This window comes from Sodaliphilus pleomorphus (assembly GCF_009676955.1).
GTDB classification, from domain to species: domain Bacteria; phylum Bacteroidota; class Bacteroidia; order Bacteroidales; family Muribaculaceae; genus Sodaliphilus; species Sodaliphilus pleomorphus.
This window is the reverse complement of sequence record NZ_CP045696.1, coordinates 2,844,350-2,862,431: the sequence shown is the minus strand read 5'-3', so window position 1 is coordinate 2,862,431 and position 18,082 is coordinate 2,844,350. Positions and strand designations below refer to the sequence as shown.

Here is an 18,082-nt window from a genome sequence, read left to right as displayed (position 1 = left end):
ACAGTTGCTCAACGATCAGTCAGAGGCCATGTACGACATCGACTACCAGCCTGCCACTCAGGCGCTGAAACAATTTCACGCTGTCATCATCTCGGCTTGCGACACGCTGGGTATCACCATTACCAATGTGGTAGACCACCGGGCAAACTATTACGTGCTTTACTGCCTACGCACATCAGCACCGTTTGCCGACCTCAAGTGCAACATCGACAAGAACGGTTTTATTACCTCCATTCAACCCAGTTCAAAATCAGGCAGCGATGACACGTTGCTGCTACAACTCATTGCGATGATCAATCATTCAGCAAAACAATAAGGCAAACCACCATGACCAATTTACAACCGCTCAAGCAAAACCAAAGGCCCATTTCACAGCCCCGCACTGGAGAAATATTCCACCTGCGCAGCCTCGGCCATCTCGAAGAGGCCTTGGACATAGCCAAAGAAGACTATGAAAATTTCCCAACCGACAAGCGGGTGAATAGCGCCTACTACTGGGTGCTCTATTCGCTGTGTAAAGACCGTTACCTTGATAGCACCGATACCACTACCCTGGTTCAAAGTCTCAACGTGATGAAACAACTCCTGCCCCAGTTGTACGACCAGAATGGCTATGCCAAACGGTGCTATGATTTGTTATGCAGCCGTGCCCTGCCTCACGCCACGCTCATCCACAACTGCAACGCAGCTTGCAAAGAGCACCCAGTTGAAGCCTACACCCAGTTGCGGAGCCAGGTGAGAAGCGCGCAGGACTTGGATCCATCTCTGCACACCAGCTACGCATGGATTCTCTACCGCTACCTTCAGGCCGTCAACAATTCAGATATGACTCGGCAAGAAGCTCAAGCCAATGTCTCTATCTACCACGAATACTTCACCCTGCAAGTAGATCGCCCCAGCAGGCTACACTCTTGCATGCTGCGCTCGGCCCTGCGTTTCAAGGAGAATTTAAACAAAGAAAAATACGATGTAACTTTCAGCATCGTCGCCTTTCTGCGAGAATGGGATGTGGCTAATTTCACCGAAGAGGATTGGCAGCAAACCCCCAATCCCAAGGGTGGAAATTATTCTTCCCTGGCCGAGAAGGCTGCCAAGGCCTGCTACGACGAGATTAAAGACAATCATCATCGAGACCAAGCCGATGTGCTGTGGCTCAAATCAATTTATAAGATGGTACTCCAGCACGTGCCCGACGATGACTGGCTACTGCGTCAAAGCATAGGCATCGACACATGGATGGGCGACACTTCTCAGGTCATCGACCGCTACAAGCATTTACTGCTCAGCAAGCCCGATAAGTTCTTCCTGTGGAATGAGTTAGGTGATTTCATCACCAACAACGAGAAAATAAAAGCAGGCCTCTATGTGCATGCCCGCAATACTGGGAGCAAAGAGGAGTTTGTAGGGAAAATTCATCTGAAACTCGCCCGTCTCTACCTGCGCCACCAGTCGCCAGCTGCATCCCTTGCCGAGTTGGAAGCCTACAGCCGCTGCTACACACGAAATGGATGGAAGCTCAATGACGACTACAAGCAACTGCGCGACCAAATCCCGCAAGGCACCGTGGCAGCGCGTGACTTTGCGATGGAGCGCCGTTGCGAGGACGCAGCACTCGAGATGGTCTACAGCGATATTGAGTGGAAGCAACGCATCTTGGCTGAAAGGTGGACCTCTCCTGGCGACAAGAAAGAACGTTGCATGCTACTTGCACCCGACGGCACCCAGGAGAAAACCAAGACTGCACGTTTTCCCATCTTGCATAAGCTCAAAATGGGCACTGTGATCGAGCTGAAAGAAATTACACAACGCAGAAATGACGGCAATCAGAGCAAACCAGTCAGCACAATCCTGCTTGTAAGGGCCACCTCGCTCGAGCCTTGGTCGCTATTGCCTGCCACAACGGGTGTGGTCACCTTCTCCAACACCCAGAAGAAATTCTCGCTTATCAACAGCACCGATAGCAAGAAATACTTTTATCCTGCAGCACCAAGCAACCTACCCAAAGGCACCATTGTCACCATGCGCGCCTACAAGGAAATTTCTGACAAAGGCTCTGGCTACAAGGCCGTCTTTGTCACACCTTGCTCCAATCGAGACCAAGCACTTGCCGAGTTTAGGCACTGCATCGCCGTGGTGAGCTGGGTAGATGAGGCACAAGGCAAGTTCCACATCGTAGATAACGACAAGAAGCTGAGTGAAACTTTGCGCTGCTGCGACGCAGGCCTACAGCCCACGATGGGCCAGAAGCTGCGCATCGCCTATTGCTACGAGACCGACAAGCATGGCCGTTGCCATTTCTTGCCTGTCGATGTAAAAACATATAGCGACTGAGGCTTTTCACATCTCTATAAAACTGTAACCCCCCAAAAGACGGCGTAGTTCCTGGCTTTTGGGGGATTACTATGAAATTGTCTTCGGCCACTATGGCTTGGGGGCGGCCTTGATGAGGGCGCCGGCCGAGTGGGCGGTGAGCTGGGGCGCATACTGGCACTGCACCGTGGCAATGCCTGCGGCATACTCGCCTGCACTGGCGACATACACATCATAGCCGATCACATGCGTGCCCTTGGGCAGTGAGGTGAAGAAGAGATTGGTGCGGCTGTCCTTGGTCTCGATATAGTAGAACAAACCGTCGGTCTGGCGATAGCCCGAGAGCTGGTCGACTGGCTCAAAACAGGCCCCGCGGTCGTCGCCCACAGTCACATAGTCCATGTCTTTGTTGTTCTTTATCACCACACGCACCTGCACCTTGTCGCCCACGCGCAAGCGGGCAGGATCGGCCTGGTGTATCTTGCCATCGGGCCCGTAGGTGTAATACTCCTTGTGTATTGAGAGCTCGGTGATGGCATTCTCGTCGACGATGGTCATGGGGGCGTTATACTGTGCATAGACGGCTCCCCAAGCTGGACTCGTGCCCTGGCGCGAAATCTCGAGTTTGGCACCTGGCGCAGCAGCCACAGTGGTGCGCGCATAGCCCAGGTAGCCAGTCATCTTGCCCAAGTCTACCGGTTTGCCATCGATCGTGATGATCGGAGTGGCGGGTTGCGAGAGCCACTGCGAGCCCGTAGAAAGAATGGAATAGACGGCATCGGCAGCAAGACTGCTGCTGCCCCAGTCGTTGCTCTGCTTCATCAACAGAATCCACTTGCGTATCAAGTCGATTTCCTGCTGTTGGGGATCGATCTCGTTGATGGCTTGCAAGATGGTACTCGTGACAGCCACCTTGTCGAAGTAGCGCCAGCCCACTTGCAAGTTGTCCCAGTACATGCCCAGTTCGGGCTTGGTGATAGCAAACTCGCGTATCGAGGCAATGATGTTGCGCGCCACGGCCTGATAGCCATTGCGATTGAGGGCCATTGCATAGAATGCCTTGGTGCCCAGGTCGGCATGTTTCCAACCGGTGGTCATCGCCGAGAGGCATTTCTTGATCATGGCAGCATTGTCGGGGCCAGGCTTATAGCCAGGGAAGAGCGTGCGCACATACACGTAGCTGGCAAAGCCGCTATAGTTGCGCTTGTTGCGCTTGGTCTGCTCCTTGAACAGTCGCAGGTTCTCGCGGTCGTAGTAGCCCAGGGCTTTCTTGACCATGGCGTTGATGGCAGCATCGTCGTTGATGTAGCCCAAGTGCTGCAGCTCGCCTATGATCTCAAGCACCTCGTGGGTGGTCCACAACGAGCTGCGGCAACCCGGGTAGCGATACCAGCACCAGCCGCCGTCGCTCATCTGCAAGTCGTTGAGGCCATCGACAATTCTGCGGTATTCGGCCATCGACCGCTCCTCGTCGAGCAACTCATCGAGCTTCGACATGCGCAGGGTCTGGCGGTCGGCCTCGGCCAGCCAGGGCGAAGCCAGCAGCGTGCCAATCTTCAAATCCTGATTCTTGGCCAGCATCGACACAAGCACACTGTCCTCGCTGTGTTGCTTCCAGTAATTAATGGCCTCGGCCACCTTGGGCTGCGACTTGGCAATGCCGCGTGCCAGCACTTGGGCATAGAGGCTATGGGCAAGGCTCGAGGCCACCTGGTGGTTGTCGCTGTAGATGGTGGGCAAAGCCGTGAGGCAGTACCACACGGGGTTGTCGCAATACTCCAGTGTGAAGCGAGCACCATTGCGAACCTGTGGCGGGAGCGACACGGTGAAATGACCTGTGCCAGGGTCGATGTAGAACGGCTTGGTCTCGATCACAGGCGACACGGCGCTGAGCACCGGTATCAGCACTTGCTCGCCGTCGCCATAGTTGCCACCCACAGCCTTCACACGGAAGCCCACAAAGGGCACCGAGTCGGGCACACTCCAGTCGATCGACACGGCACTTGTGCCCTTGGCCGGGATGCTTGGCGAGAAGTTGCGCGAAGCATAAATCTGGCCAGTGCGCGGGTTGAAGAGCTCGATCACAGCCTCGCACGTCAGTGCCTGAGCCGTGGCATTCTGCACTGTGGCAGCAAGGGTGACCTTGTCGGCCTGGCGCAGGAAGCGCGGCACGCTCGACTTCACCATCACCGGTTTCTGGGTCAACACCTCGCGAGAGAAGTTGTCGGAAACAAGGCGGGCATTATAGGCGATACCCTGCACAATCCAAGTGGAATTGTACTCGGGAGCTTCAAACTCGACCGCGACGTTGCCCTGCGCATCGCTCACCAGCAACGGGCGCCACAGGGCCGTCTTTACGTCGGCCGTGCGCACCTTCACCTGCCCGAGACTTGAGCGTGGGGCACTGCCGGCGACTGCCTGTGCAATTGGGGCTCGCTTCATCGACATGGCTGCATGAGGTGCCTCGTCTTTCACGACAACAGACTCGCACAGTTCATTGGCGTATACACCCCCTACACGCGTTCGTGCACCGTATAAGAGAATTTCTCTATTTAAGAAGAAATCCCTGTCGTAGAGCCACAACTGAGGAGCCTGGTAGTGACTGGCCGCATATTTGGCCGCTTGTGTAAAGCTGCAGTAGTTGGTCCACACCCCCCACGGGTTGAAATAGCTGTCGATGGCAAACATCCTGGGATAGTACACACGAGGGCTGAACGACCAGTGATTGGAAGCCAAGTCGTCGAGTGCCTTGTCATACATTTCAAGCATCATAGCCCCCTTCACTGGCTTGTTGTCTTTGTCAAGCAGCTGGAAAGTCCACTTCTCCTTATTGCCGGGCACAAGCTTGTCGCGGAACGAGACTACCCTGGCCTTGAGCTGCTGGCGGTTGACAGGGGAGCTGAGAGTAAACGTCTCCTCATTCTTCTCGCCGTTGTAGAAGTTGATGAAGTGGAAAGTGATATCCTCGTCGGGCTCATTGGGCACTTGCACCTTGAAGTCGTGCATGCCCCTGCCCATTTCAAGCCAGCCTTGCCCCAAGATGCGCTTGCGGCTGGCGGCAATGTAATAGATGTGCGACTTGGGCACCGAGATGCCTATGAGCACGTGAGCCACATTCTTGCTGTCGACATAGCGGCTGGGCCCGGGCAGCCACATCGCCGCGTCGACGACAGGAGCGGCCTTGTCGGCAGCACGGTACAAGACGACACTTCCGCGGGCTCGAGTAGACGTGTCGCCTATAACCTCGACCTCCAGCTTGTATTGCCCCGACGGCACACGGGTGAGGTCGAGCGTGGTGTCGCTCGACTGGAAAGTGCCCGTGGCAACCACACGATTGCGGGCCTTGTCGTAGAGAGTGTAGGTGCAAGGCACGTTTTTGTCGTTCTCGTCGGTTGAGTTGAAGGTCACAGGCATCTTCACTGGCTTGTCGTTGAGCAACGTCACCTCCTCGCTCGCAAACGTGAAGCCGCGATGGCGACCGATGATGAAATTGGTACTCGACTCGTGAGTCTCGCCCGCCACATTGGTCACTTGTGCAGTCAACTGGTAGCTGCGCCAGCTGTCGACATCGATCTTGCCGCCAGCAGCATCGGCATTCTCCTTAAAGAGATGGGCAGGATACTCGACAGTAAAAACACCTTGGGCATCGGTCACCACAGTAGTGTCGTTGACCTCGTCGTCATCATCGTCATTGCCATTGTTCCAGCGCCACCACCACGACCAGCTCTTGGCCACGAGCCGCAGCTCAACCTGGGTCCCTTGCACGGGCATGCCCGAGTAGGTCTCGACCTTGCCTGTGATTTTCACAGGCTGCTTGCGCACATAGGCGTCAGTTGCATCAGGGAAACTGACTGTAAACGTGGGTGTCTTGTACTCGCTCACGTTCACTGTCACATAGCCATAGGACGAGTGCCCCGATGTACCGCCGAAGGCTATCGACCAGCGGCCGTTCATGCGGTCGGCAGGTATCTTGAAGCTGCCCTCGATGCGGCCAAACTCATCGGCTGTACACCACATGGAATCGACCAGTTTGCCATTGGGGTCTTTTAAAGAAGCCTTCACCTTTTCACCAGCAATCACCTGGCGCAAGTCGCCACCCGTCTCATAAACAACAGCAGCAAACTTCACAGTCTCGCCCGGGCGGTAGATGCCCAAATCGGTGTAGCCGCTTATCGTCTTGGTAGGCACTGCATCGTTGTAGTAGAAATGGACGCAATTGGCTTTAGAGCCATACTTGTCGCTGCCCTGGCTCAAGGTGTAGGTGTAGATATCATCGGGCACTTGCAGGCTGCCATCGCTGGCAGTGGTGCCCGAAAAGCCCTTGTCACCTTTCACCTTCACACCGCCGCGGGGTGCTCCCGTCTTGAGTTCGACAGCAAAGATGCGGTCTTTCTCTCCTGCCTGGCCAAGTGTGAAGCTGGCAAGGTCGCTCACAATGTACAAGTTCATTGCATTGTAATCGCCGTCGGCAACTGTTTTGCCCCCAGCCTCAAACTCAGGCAACACAGTATATTTTCCATAGGGCAACGGGGAAAACTTCACAACAGCCTCTCTTTCAAAAGGCACCGTGCCCGCAATGTCGACCTGCTGGGAGGCCACCAGTTTCAATTCCGACACAGGGCGTGAATAATGACGTTTCTTGAAGCTGGCACTGTTGAGCACAGCATCGGGCACGCGATACAGGTTGATCGTGGCACGATTCACATTGCGGGATGAGATTTTCACTGTCACGCTATCGGTAGAGCAAATCTCTTGCCCGAAGTCAACAAACACATTTTTTCTCTCGATCGAATTGATCTTGCGTTCAATGTCGCCCGCATAGCGCGAGTTGCCCTTGAAGCGGGTCATGTAGCTGGTGAGCTGGCTGTACTGGTCGGTCCAGGTGCATTGAGCAAGCAGCAAGCCGCTGTACTCGCTGTCCTTGTATCGCTCATACACGTCGCCGAGCGACTCGTCGTAGGGGTTGGCCGACCCGTAGCAATACATGATGGCCGGAATGTTGCCCTGCTGCTTCTCGTAGTCGAGCCATGCCTTGCCCCAGGCCGCCTTGTCGGCCTCACAATTGGAAAAGTTTATGTTCCACGTCGTGATGGCTTCATAAAGCGTGGGTACATACAGGGACCCCTGGAGGTCATACTTGAGCACACCGCCATACTGGCCCACCGGGCACTTCTTGAGCGCAGCCTCGTCGGCCAGCGCCAGGCGCAGAAGCGAGTCGACGCGGTTGTCAAACTGCTTGCGGTCCCACTCGCTGTAGTCGGTCGAGAGCTGAGCCTCGTCGTTGCGACGATCGTAGACTGCACACTGGTCGCGATAGCTGGCAAAGATGCGGGCCTCGAGGCTATAGAGCAGTGCGCGATAGTCGGGCCGTGTCTCGCGAGCGATGACCGAGTCGACCTTGGCCACAATCCCGGCCATGTTGTCGCTGGAGATGGAGCCCTGGGCCAGGGTGTAGCGCACAAGAGCATCGACGGTCTTGTTGCCGTCGCCAGCCTTAATGGCAGCATTGAGGTCGGCCAAGGCCGTCTTGCTCACAGTTTTGGGATAATCAAAATCGGGGGTCACGGCCTTGCTTCCGGCCCACATGGTGAGTGGCAACAACAGTTGCACAACGATGCCCAGCGACTTGAGCAACAATTTCAAGTTGCGACGCCAAGCATGTAAAAACAAGCGATTGTCGTGGTGTGAATTTTTCATAATTGGAATTGCACTCATCTCTTTTCTTTAAAAAAAATTTATTGTTTTACACAAAAGTACAAAAACAATGCCACTGCATCAAAGGATTTCATAAAAATTAAGTTTTACCCTTCAACGCAAAGTAGCGCCACAGCGGTGCGGCCATGAGGGCTTGCTTCATCTCGTCGGCCACAAGCATGTCGTAGACCTCTCGCTCGCTCTTGAGCACGACCTCGATATCCTCGCTGGCATCGAGGTGCTGACTGCCGACCTTCTCGACACCCTGGGCCAGGAAACAATAGGTGAGATTGTTGCAAGTGCTGGGGTTCTGGCCTATGGTCATCGTGAGCGTCCACTCGCCGCCGGCATAGCCCGTCTCCTCGAGCAGCTCGCGCCGGGCAGCCTCGACGGGCTGCTCGCCTTTCTCGCTCACGCCGGCACACAGCTCGTCGAAGACGTCGTCGAAAGCATGGCGGTACTGCCTGACGAAGACAAACTTGCCCTCGGCAGTGATGGCAGTGACATTGACCCAATCGGGATATTCAAGCACATAGTGCTCAGGGTTGATGCGCCCGTCGGGCAACTGCACACGGTCGACCCGGGCCGTGAGCCATGGGCGCCTGATGATGTAGCGGGTGTCGAGAGTTTTCCATTTTTCGATTTTCTTTGCCATGAGTCATGTGATGTATTTACTATATCGATAACGTGAAATGGAAATAAAAATTTCGCCAACACGGCCTCAATTCCACATTTTATCCATAAATTTGCACAGCGATGGAGAGCAAATCTGAAGAGAACAAAGTGTGGTATGCGCTGCGGGTGACCTACAACCGCGAGCTCAAGGTGAAAAGCGACCTCGAAGCGAGAGGCATCGACAGTTTTGTGCCCATGCAATACAAGCGCATGGTGCGAGAAGGCCGCATGATAAAGAAGCTCGTGCCATCGGTGCACAACCTCATCTTTGTCAACATCGAGCCTGCACGCATGGCCGAGTACAAAGCGAGCACAGCCCTGCCCGTGCGCTACATCATGAACCAGGAGACCCACAAGCCCATCATTGTGCCCGAGAGGCAGATGAAGAGCTTCATCGCCGTAGCAGGCACCCACGACGAGCAGCTCATCTATCTCGACCCCAATCCAGGCGACTTCAGCCAGGGCGACCGGGTGCGCATACTGGGAGGCCCGTTTGAGGGTGCCGAGGGCATATTTGTGCGAGTGAAGGGCGACCGGCGTGTCGTGGTCAACATTCCAGGCATTGTGGCGGTGGCCACCACTTTTATCCACCCGTCGCTCATCGAAAGAATCAACCAATAGACGTTAAACAACAATCAACTTCAGAAGACAAAAAAAAACAATGAATCAACAGTCAATCAACAAGAAACGACGCATCGAGACTTTCGACCTGCTCAAGGGCATTGCTATCTTCATGGTCGTCATGGGCCACGCGCTCACCATGTGTGTGAGGGGCATCGACTCGGCCTTCCTTTTCAAGCTCATAGGTCAGGTGCACATGCCCATCTTCTTCTTTGTGAGCGGGTATTTCACCTACAAGGCCATGTTCAAGGCCCCCAGCATCAAGAAGCGTTTCATGCAGCTCATCGTCCCGTTCCTGGTCATCACCCCGCTATGGGTGCTGTATTTCCCGCACAGCGGGCTGCAGTCGCCCTTGAGCCACGACCTGGCAGGCTTGTACCGATCCTACTGGAAAGACGGCTACTGGTTCACGCTGTGCCTCTTTGAAATGTCACTCCTGTACTACGCGCTGAGCTATGCGCTCTCAAGGCTGAAACGCGGCTGGATGCACGCAGTGCTGCTTGTGGCGGTGTATGGCGCGCTCATAGCCCTGAGCATGGCTTTCTCAAGCGAGGAAAACAATGTAGACTACGCAGGTGTGGGGCTGCTCACGCGATTCTTCCCAGTGTATGTCATGGGAGTGTATGCCCACCGCATGAAAGCGGCATTTGACCGCGCCAGGCACAACGACTGGTGCGTGGCAGCCGCCATCGTCGTCTTTGCCCTCACCTTCTATTGCACCGTGTATCCCTGGGACATGCCATGGTGGATACAGGGCTCGGGCAGCGCCGTCGACAGTGCCAACGCCATGCTCTCGCAAGAGCTGTCGCTGGCAACAACACCGCTCATGCACCTGGCACTCATCGTGATTGCACTGGCCATGGTCGAGCCATGGGGACGGCACGAGTACCACACCCAAGGGCACACCCCTGGCGTGGCCGCCCGCTACTTCGACTTCCTGGGTCATGAGAGCCTGGGCATCTACTTGCTGCACTACTTCTTTCTGTTTCCGCTCACGGCCTTGCAAGAGCCGCTCAAGGCCATGGGTTTGGGCATGACGCCCCTGGTGGTGCTGAGTGCTGCCGTGGCCTTCTGCGTGATTGCCGTCACGCTGCTTGCAATCTATGCAGTGAAGCGCAGCCGCATCCTGGCCATGCTGCTCACAGGCCAGCCCCTGGGCAGCTAACCGCCCACGAAGCAGCAGCAATATATACAACTAAAATCCCGTGGCACTTCGCACACCGAAGTGCCACGGGATTGCAGGTATTGAGAAAGTTAGTCTTAGAAATCTCAGAAATGATTATTGCCTATTCTCTCTTAAATGCGTTTTCAGCATGCTTGCCTGAGAAAAATGAACTTCACAACTTGAAAAAGCGTGCATGCACACCGTGCGAAGAACATGTCGTTGCGCTGGGTGTATCGTTGCCCTCACCTGGTGAAAGCAGCACTGTGCACGATACAGCAAGAGAAAAATGACTGAGAAGGCGAGGCACCGTGCCCCACGTCTTGTTCACTCAACCCGGCCGGCCATCATTGTGCCACCTTGAGCGGCGCATTGTCGCCAGCTGTGCTGCCTGCCTCGATGCTGTCCTTGTAGCTCATCTTGGCATTGTCGGCAGCCTTGGCAGCCTTCACCGTGTTGAGGTCGCCCTTCACGCCACTGGCCATCTCGGTCTTGGGAGAGACCTTGCCGGCTGTGCCGTTGTAGATGTCAAACACATGGAACATGCACCAGATGCCGGCAAACATGGCCGCCATGTAGACGTAGGTGCTGATGCGCGACCACAATGTGGGCTTCTCCTCTTCGGTAATGTGGATTTCGGGGAGAGAATCTGTCAAATTCTTACTGAAATCGGCAAAGTAATTGTCCGGCACCTTGAATCCCGGATTTTTACCCAACTTCTTTAATATTTCAGAATCTTCTTTTTTCATTGCGATAATGTGACTTGAGAAAGCAACAAAAGTTTAATCACTCTCAGAAAAAAAAGCCTCGATTTTCTTAACTGCATGATGGTAAGAAGCTTTGAGCGCCCCTACCGAAGTGCCCAGAATTTCGCTCATGTCTTCATACTTCATCTCGTCGTAGTAGCGCATGTTGAACACGAGCCGCTGCTTCTCGGGCAGCTTGGCAATGGCCAGCTGCAGTCGCTGCTGGGCCTGGTCGCCGTCGAAGTACTTGTCGGCCTCGAGGTTGTTGACCAAGAAAGAGTCGTCATCGTCGATCGAGACGTTGTTGAGCGCTTTTTTCTTGTTGATGAAAGTGATACTCTCGTTGATGGCTATCTTGTAGAGCCAAGTAGAGAGCTTGGCGTCGCCGCGGAAATTATCAATGCTCTGCCAGGCCTTGATAAAGGTGTTCTGGAGCACATCGTTGGCATCGTCGTGGTCGATGACCATGCGGCGTATCTGCCAGTAGAGCGGTTGAGAGTAGTGCTCAATCACCCGGCCGAAGGCCTGTCGCACAGTGGACTGATGGTGCAACTCGTCGATGATCCTTTCCTCGTCGTAGATATACTTAGATGTCATAGTTTGGCAAAGTTACTCCATTATTTTCTATTTTTGAAGCACCGGGGCCAACTTTGTCTCGATTTTATGCATTTTTTTGTGTTTACACGCCTGCTTGGTGCAGCACGCCAACGCAACGAGCATGAAGTGTTTCGGGCAAGTGAAAATATTTTGATTGTATCGCTTGGCCGTGTCGAGAATTTTTGCGTACTTTACACCCGCATCTAGTGACGGCCAGCTGTCGTGAAGGGGCTGGCAACCATCGCTAATATACAGAAAATCGACATAAAAAGGTGCTTGAATGCACAAAACATAACAACTAAATAACTTCTAATAAATACAACTTTATTAACGCAAAACATGCCACAATTATCTCAACGCACTCTCAACATGCAGGAGTCACCCATCCGCAAGTTGGCTCCCCTGGCAAGCGCTGCCAAGCAGCGCGGGATAAAGGTGTACCATCTCAACATCGGTCAACCCGACCTGCCCAGCCCGCAGGAGGGGCTCGACGCGCTCAAGCACGTGACACGCACAGTGCTCGAGTACTCGCCCTCGCAGGGCTTTGCCAGCTATCGTGAAAAGCTGGTGCACTACTACGCCCAGTACAACATCAACATCACGCCCGACGACATCATCGTCACCACAGGCGGCAGCGAGGCCATTTTCTTCTCCTTCCTGTCGACATTGAACCCTGGCGACGAGGTGATCATCCCCGAGCCTGTGTATGCCAACTATATGACCTTTGCCAAGAGTGTGGGCTGCGTGGTGCGCACCATCACCACCAAGATCGAAGACGGTTTCAGCCTGCCTGGCATCGAGGAGTTTGAGAAGCTCATCACGCCCAAGACACGGGCCATCATGATATGCAACCCCAACAACCCCACCGGCTCGGTATATTCCAAGCAAGAGCTCATGCAACTGCGCGACCTGGTGAAGAAATATGACCTCTACCTCTTCAGCGACGAGGTGTACCGCGAGTATGTGTACACAGGCACGCCCTACTTCAGCGCCATGAATCTCGAGGGCATCGACGACAACACAATCCTCATCGACTCGGTGTCGAAGCGCTACAGCGAGTGTGGAATACGCATAGGCGCCGTTGTGACCAGGAACGCTGCCGTGCGCGGTGCCATCATGAAGCTGTGCCAGGCCCGACTGAGCCCGCCACTGCTGGGCCAAATCGTGGCCGAGGCCTCGCTGCAAGCCCCTGCATCCTACTTCAAGCACACCTACGATGAGTATGTAGCCCGCCGCAACGTGCTCGTCGAGGGACTCAACAAGATACCAGGCGTGTACTCGCCCATGCCCAAGGGAGCCTTCTACACCATGGCTCAGTTGCCCGTCGACGATGCCGAGGACTTCTGCAAGTGGTGCCTCACCAGTTTCAGCTACGAGGGCGAAACCCTGATGATGGCCCCTGCCGCGGGCTTCTATGTGACTCCCGGCGCCGGCAAGAACCAGGTGCGCATCGCCTACGTGCTCAAAATCGAAGACATGAAGCGCGCAGTCTTGCTCCTCGAGAAAGCCCTCGAGGCCTATGGCAGCCGTCGATAGCCACACGCACACGCCATAACAACAAAGCCCCCACCGCTGGTAAAAGAAGAAGTATGCAGCGGGGGGCTTTTTTGTGTCGCGGCGCCCTCGCATCCAGTCGCCCTCGTGCCAGCAGTTGCATAAACGCAAAATTCGGAATCAGTATAGAACATGAAAGCGTTTTTCCGCATTCTGGGCTTACATGTAATTGCTTTTTGCTTTTTACAAGAGAGTAGTGAAACGTGCCAATGAATGTTTTCTTCCGGCAAATCGCTAATTTTGCACTGGCCAGTTGAGAGTAGCCATGTGCCTGGGGGTAGATTTTGCAATGCAAAGCGACATAGTCTCGGTTATTTTTCATAACTTTGCCATTCGCACAGAGAACAATACAAAAAAACTCCAATATGAGAAAAATATTCTACTGCCTCACGATAGCAGCCACGGTGGTCCTGCTGCGGTTCAACGCCAGTGCCTCGGCACCGGCAGGCTACTACAAATCGCTCAACGGCTTGAGCGGACAAGCGCTCAAAGACGCCGTGCACAACCTGATAGCACCTCACACGGTGGTCACCTACAACTCGCTGTGGTACTACTTCCCCTCGACCGACCACATGCCCGACAACGACAGCCGCGTGTGGGACATGTATAGCGACAACGCCTATTACTACAACGGCAGTGGCTCGGCCGTGAAAGGCATGAACCGCGAGCACTCCTTCCCCAAGAGCTGGTGGGGCGGCGCGGTGGTCGATGCCTATACCGACCTCAACCACCTGTATCCCAGCGACGGGCCTGCCAATCTGGCCAAGAGCAACCATCCGCTGGGCGAGGTGTCGAGCGCAACGTTCGACAACGGCGTGAGCAAGGTGGGCACGCCAGTGAGCGGCGAGGGCGGCGGCAGCGGCACTGTATTTGAGCCCGACGACCGCTACAAGGGCGACTTTGCACGCACCTATTTCTACATGGCCACCTGCTACCAAGACTACACCTGGAAATACACCTACATGGTGAACAACAGCACGTGGAAAACGCTCAACGACTGGTCGATTGCCATGCTCATGAAGTGGAGCCGCAACGATCCTGTGAGCGACAAGGAGACCAGCCGCAACGATGCCGTGTACAAGATACAGAACAATCGCAACCCCTTTATCGACCTTCCGCAGCTTGCCGAGTACATATGGGGCAACAAGGCTGGCCAGGTGTTCAATGCGAACGACACCACAGGTGGCGGCGGCGGCACGACCAGCAAGCCCGAGCTCATCACGCCCACGCAGGGCACCTCGCTCGACTTCGGCGAGGTTGCACTGGGCAAGAGCATCGACTACACCGTCTACATCAAGGGCAAGAACCTGACCAACGACTTGAGCGTGCAACTCTACCGCTACAACTATGAGATGTTTTCGACCAATGTGACCAAGATACCCCGCGATGCAGCGAACAGCAGCGAGGGATATCCGCTCACAGTGACCTATGCTCCCACCGCGCTGGGCAGCCACAAGGCCAAACTGCTGCTGAGCGACGGCGGCCTCACAGGAAGCATAGGGGTGGAACTTGCCGCCACTTGCCTGCCCGTGCCCAGCCTGAGCGCCGTGAAAGCCCTCCCGGCCACCGACATCACCGACTCGAGCTATGTAGCCAACTGGGAGGCCAGCCCCGACACGATCGACAGCTACCTGCTCACGCGCACCGTGTATGACGGCAACGGCAACCTCACTTCGAGCGAGACCTACACCATGACGCCCGACCAGACGAGTTACCCGTTCAACGACCGCAAGGCCGGGGAGAAGCACACCTACTATGTGCAAACATTGCGTCTGGGCTACACCTCGGCTGCAAGCAACGTCATCACCCTCGACGTGAACGGCGTGACCGGCGTGAATGCCGACAAGCCGCTGGCACTGCTGCACATCGACGGCGGCGTGGTTGTGAAATGCAGCGAGCCGCTGGGCCAGGCACGCATCTACAACACCGCAGGACAGCTGGTGAGGACCATCGCCAACCTGTGCAACGATGACGCAATCATCCTGCCCGAAGGCGTCTACATCATGACCACAGCAACCAGCAGGCAGGCAAGCAAAATCGTAATACGCTAAACAAGTTAAATATCGAGACATGCCCTATTTTTCAGTAATCGTACCTGTATACAACCGTCGCAGCGAGGTGAGCGACCTCATGCAGAGCCTTGCCGGGCAAAGCGACAAGGACTTTGAGGCGATTATCGTCGAAGACGGCTCTACCGAACGCTGCCAAGACATTGTGGAGAAATACACAGGTGCGGTCGACTGCCGCTACTATTGGAAGGAAAACGAGGGCCGCAGCATAGCCCGCAACTACGGCATCGAGCGCGCCCGTGGGCAGTACTTCATCTTCTTCGACAGCGATTGCGTGATTCCTGCCGACTACTTCAAGACACTCAAGCACGAGCTGGCCCAAAAGCCAGTAGACTGCTTCGGCGGCCCCGATGCTGCCAGCAACGACTTCAACGACACGCAGAAGGCCATAAGCTTCTCGATGACGGCCTTTCTCACCACAGGCGGAATACGCGGCGGCAAGGTGCAGCTCGAGAAGTTTGTGCCCCGCTCGTTCAACATGGGCTACAGCCGCAAGGTGTGGGAAACGGTGGGCGGCTTTCGCGAGATGTTCAGCGAGGACATCGACATGAGCACCCGCATACGCAAGGCCGGCTTCTCGATCACGCTGTTTCGCGACTGCTATGTGTATCACAAGCGGCGCAACACGCTGCGGTCGTTTGCCCGGCAAACCTACGTGTTCGGCATGTCGCGCATCACCTTGAAGCTGCTCTATCCCGACTCGTTGAAGCTGGTGCACACGCTGCCCGCAGTGTTTGTGGCAGGAAGCGCGCTGCTCATTGTGCTGGCCATCGCCTGGCACTGGTGGTGCGTGCTGCCCCTGGCACTCTACATCGCCATGCTGTGGGTGAGCGCCGCCGTCTCGACCAGGAGCTTGAAAATCGCCTGCCTTGCCGTTGTGACAAGCCTGATACAGCTGGGCAGCTACGGCTGCGGCTTCATCAAGGCCTATGTGTGGAAAATCATGCTTAGGCACGGCCGCAACATCGACGAGGAAATAGCCCTGCGCAAGGGAAAATAAAATAAAAACACCTGTGCCATGCAACAGCAACAAGTCGACGACAACACCAGCCTCATAGGCACACGCACCCTCAAGGTGCACATGGCCCCCGACGACCGACCGCGCGAGAAAGCCAAGCGCTCAGGATTTGCAGCGCTATCGATAGCCGAGCTCTTTGCCATCATCGTGGGCAGCGGCTCGCCGGGCGAGAGCGTGGTCGACCTGTGCCAGCGCATCTTGAACGACAATGGCGGCAAGCTCTACAACATTGCCCGACGGGGCTACAAGGAGCTGATGAGAAACTACAAAGGCATAGGCGAGGTCAAGGCCCTCGAGCTTGAAGCAGCCCTCGAGCTTGCACGCCGCTACCAGATAGAAAAGGTGGAGCAACGGCCCCAAATCACATCGAGCGACGATGCCTATCGCTACCTGCGCATGCGCATGAAAGACAACACCAACGAGCAACTGTGGGTGGTGTTTCTCAACCGCTCCAAGCATGTGCTGGGGCTCAAGTGCATGAGCCAGGGCGGCACCAGCGCCACCGTGGGCGATGTGAAGATGATATTGAAGGCGGCCATCGAGGAGCTGGCCGACACTATCATCATAGCACACAACCACCCGAGCGACAACCCCACGCCCAGCCCCCAAGACGATGCTCTCACGCGAAAGGTGGCTGCCGGGTGCCAGGCTGTGGGCATCCCGCTTGTCGACCACATCATCGTGTGCCAGGACCGCTACTACAGCTATTGCGACAAAAACCGACTATAACTTCAACTCACACAACATCATGCTAAAGCAAGCCAGCAAGACACGACATGGCAACGCGGGCATCCTCATTGCACTGCTTGCAGTGGCAATAGCCTGCATGTACGCGCTGCACCGTTGCAGCACGTCGAGCCCTGTGCAACAGCCAGCCACAGCCGGCACGCATCACAGCGGCGGCGACACGCTCGACATTGCCATCGCCTACTCCCCCACTTTCTACTACAAGCGCGGCGACAGCCTGGTCGGATTTCACTACGAGCTGCTGCACACGATAGCCTTGCGCAGCAAGCGACCCATGAAGTTTCACCCCATCGTGACCCTTGCCTCGGCCCTGCAAGCCCTCAACAAGGGCTACTACGACCTCGTTGCCGCCGAGTATCCGGTCACCAGCGAGAACAAAGCGCGGTTTCTCTTCACCGACCCTGTCATGCTCGACAAGCAGGTGCTCGTGCAGCGGGTGCTGCCCTCGGGGCAAGTTGCCATCAAGTCGCAGCTCGACCTGGCCGGCGACACCGTGTGGGTGGTGAGCGGCTCGCCCATGGCCGACCGCGTGGCGGGGCTGAGCCGTGAGATAGGCGACACCATCGTTGTGGCCAGCGACAGGCAGTATGGGCCCGAGCAGCTCTTCCTGAAGGTGGCCTCGGGCGAAGTGAAATATGCCGTCGTCAACGAGAGCATTGCCCGAGCCCTGGCACGCAGCTATCGCGGCAAGGTCGACGTGGGCACCGCCATCAGCTTCACCCAGTTTCAGTGCTGGGTGCTGCGGGCCGGCAACCGCAGCCTGCAAGCCTTCTTCAACAGCTGGCTCAGGAGGCTCAAGGCCAGCGGCGACTACGACAGGCTACGGGCCGGCAGCATGAGCACAACAATGCAAGCCGCGCCCATGCAGCACAACGGGTGATTTTTTGTT

13 protein-coding genes are annotated in these 18,082 nt (G+C 55.7%); 9 read left to right on the top strand and 4 right to left on the bottom strand.

Annotated elements, in window-relative coordinates:
- The first annotated feature begins 28 nt into the window (after positions 1-28).
- Both GF423_RS14370 and GF423_RS11830 read left to right on the top strand, forming a co-directional pair.
- Complete coding sequence (locus GF423_RS14370) at positions 29-316, top strand: hypothetical protein (protein WP_394367031.1); 288 nt, start codon at positions 29-31, stop codon at positions 314-316.
- 11 nt (positions 317-327) lie between these two features.
- Positions 328-2,331, top strand: coding sequence for a DUF7017 domain-containing protein (locus tag GF423_RS11830; protein WP_154328552.1), 2,004 nt, complete (start codon positions 328-330; stop codon positions 2,329-2,331).
- 90 nt (positions 2,332-2,421) lie between these two features.
- Here GF423_RS11830 and GF423_RS11825 read toward each other — a convergent pair whose 3' ends face one another.
- Together GF423_RS11825 and GF423_RS11820 are read right to left on the bottom strand one after the other, a co-directional pair.
- Positions 2,422-8,007, bottom strand: a complete 5,586-nt coding sequence (locus tag GF423_RS11825; RefSeq protein WP_206113255.1) for an alpha-2-macroglobulin family protein — start codon at positions 8,005-8,007, stop codon at positions 2,422-2,424.
- Between the two features lie 97 nt (positions 8,008-8,104).
- Positions 8,105-8,659, bottom strand: coding sequence for an NUDIX hydrolase (locus GF423_RS11820; RefSeq protein WP_154328550.1), 555 nt, complete (start codon positions 8,657-8,659; stop codon positions 8,105-8,107).
- Positions 8,660-8,760: 101 nt separating this feature from the next.
- On the opposite strand from GF423_RS11820, the gene GF423_RS11815 reads away from it, so the two are divergent.
- Together GF423_RS11815 and GF423_RS11810 are read left to right on the top strand one after the other, a co-directional pair.
- Positions 8,761-9,300 (top strand): UpxY family transcription antiterminator, encoded by a 540-nt coding sequence (locus tag GF423_RS11815; RefSeq protein WP_154328549.1) that lies wholly within the window; start codon positions 8,761-8,763, stop codon positions 9,298-9,300.
- A 40-nt stretch (positions 9,301-9,340) separates the two neighbouring features.
- The gene (locus tag GF423_RS11810) at positions 9,341-10,465 is read left to right on the top strand and encodes an acyltransferase family protein (RefSeq protein ID WP_154328548.1); all 1,125 of its coding nucleotides are present in this window, start codon (positions 9,341-9,343) and stop codon (positions 10,463-10,465) included.
- A gap of 344 nt (positions 10,466-10,809) precedes the next feature.
- On the opposite strand, the gene GF423_RS11805 is transcribed toward GF423_RS11810, so the two are convergent.
- Complete coding sequence (locus GF423_RS11805; RefSeq protein ID WP_154328547.1) at positions 10,810-11,118, bottom strand: hypothetical protein; 309 nt, start codon at positions 11,116-11,118, stop codon at positions 10,810-10,812.
- A gap of 126 nt (positions 11,119-11,244) precedes the next feature.
- Complete coding sequence (locus GF423_RS11800; protein ID WP_154328546.1) at positions 11,245-11,805, bottom strand: RNA polymerase sigma factor; 561 nt, start codon at positions 11,803-11,805, stop codon at positions 11,245-11,247.
- A 339-nt stretch (positions 11,806-12,144) separates the two neighbouring features.
- Between GF423_RS11800 and GF423_RS11795 the strand changes: the two genes are divergently transcribed.
- The 5 genes from GF423_RS11795 (at position 12,145) to GF423_RS11775 (ending at position 18,073) form a co-directional block, all read left to right on the top strand.
- The gene (locus GF423_RS11795) at positions 12,145-13,341 is read left to right on the top strand and encodes a pyridoxal phosphate-dependent aminotransferase (protein ID WP_154328545.1); all 1,197 of its coding nucleotides are present in this window, start codon (positions 12,145-12,147) and stop codon (positions 13,339-13,341) included.
- 383 nt (positions 13,342-13,724) lie between these two features.
- Complete coding sequence (locus tag GF423_RS11790) at positions 13,725-15,410, top strand: endonuclease (protein WP_154328544.1); 1,686 nt, start codon at positions 13,725-13,727, stop codon at positions 15,408-15,410.
- A gap of 19 nt (positions 15,411-15,429) precedes the next feature.
- Complete coding sequence (locus tag GF423_RS11785) at positions 15,430-16,428, top strand: glycosyltransferase (RefSeq protein ID WP_154328543.1); 999 nt, start codon at positions 15,430-15,432, stop codon at positions 16,426-16,428.
- A gap of 18 nt (positions 16,429-16,446) precedes the next feature.
- Positions 16,447-17,175 carry a RadC family protein gene (radC, locus tag GF423_RS11780; protein WP_154328542.1) on the top strand — a complete coding sequence of 243 codons (729 nt, stop codon included), beginning with the start codon at positions 16,447-16,449 and terminating at the stop codon, positions 17,173-17,175.
- Between the two features lie 19 nt (positions 17,176-17,194).
- Positions 17,195-18,073, top strand: coding sequence for a transporter substrate-binding domain-containing protein (locus GF423_RS11775; protein WP_206113253.1), 879 nt, complete (start codon positions 17,195-17,197; stop codon positions 18,071-18,073).
- Positions 18,074-18,082: the final 9 nt, after the last annotated feature.

What these genes read in the sequence shown, in the direction of transcription:
- GF423_RS14370 (WP_394367031.1), top strand. Translation starts at nt 29, where the DNA reads ATGTACGACATCGACTACCAGCCTGCCACTCAGGCGCTGAAACAATTT.
- GF423_RS11830 (WP_154328552.1), top strand. Translation starts at nt 328, where the DNA reads ATGACCAATTTACAACCGCTCAAGCAAAACCAAAGGCCCATTTCACAG.
- GF423_RS11825 (WP_206113255.1), bottom strand. Translation starts at nt 8,007, where the DNA reads ATGAAAAATTCACACCACGACAATCGCTTGTTTTTACATGCTTGGCGT.
- GF423_RS11820 (WP_154328550.1), bottom strand. Translation starts at nt 8,659, where the DNA reads ATGGCAAAGAAAATCGAAAAATGGAAAACTCTCGACACCCGCTACATC.
- GF423_RS11815 (WP_154328549.1), top strand. Translation starts at nt 8,761, where the DNA reads ATGGAGAGCAAATCTGAAGAGAACAAAGTGTGGTATGCGCTGCGGGTG.
- GF423_RS11810 (WP_154328548.1), top strand. Translation starts at nt 9,341, where the DNA reads ATGAATCAACAGTCAATCAACAAGAAACGACGCATCGAGACTTTCGAC.
- GF423_RS11800 (WP_154328546.1), bottom strand. Translation starts at nt 11,805, where the DNA reads ATGACATCTAAGTATATCTACGACGAGGAAAGGATCATCGACGAGTTG.
- GF423_RS11795 (WP_154328545.1), top strand. Translation starts at nt 12,145, where the DNA reads ATGCCACAATTATCTCAACGCACTCTCAACATGCAGGAGTCACCCATC.
- GF423_RS11790 (WP_154328544.1), top strand. Translation starts at nt 13,725, where the DNA reads ATGAGAAAAATATTCTACTGCCTCACGATAGCAGCCACGGTGGTCCTG.
- GF423_RS11785 (WP_154328543.1), top strand. Translation starts at nt 15,430, where the DNA reads ATGCCCTATTTTTCAGTAATCGTACCTGTATACAACCGTCGCAGCGAG.
- radC (WP_154328542.1), top strand. Translation starts at nt 16,447, where the DNA reads ATGCAACAGCAACAAGTCGACGACAACACCAGCCTCATAGGCACACGC.
- GF423_RS11775 (WP_206113253.1), top strand. Translation starts at nt 17,195, where the DNA reads ATGCTAAAGCAAGCCAGCAAGACACGACATGGCAACGCGGGCATCCTC.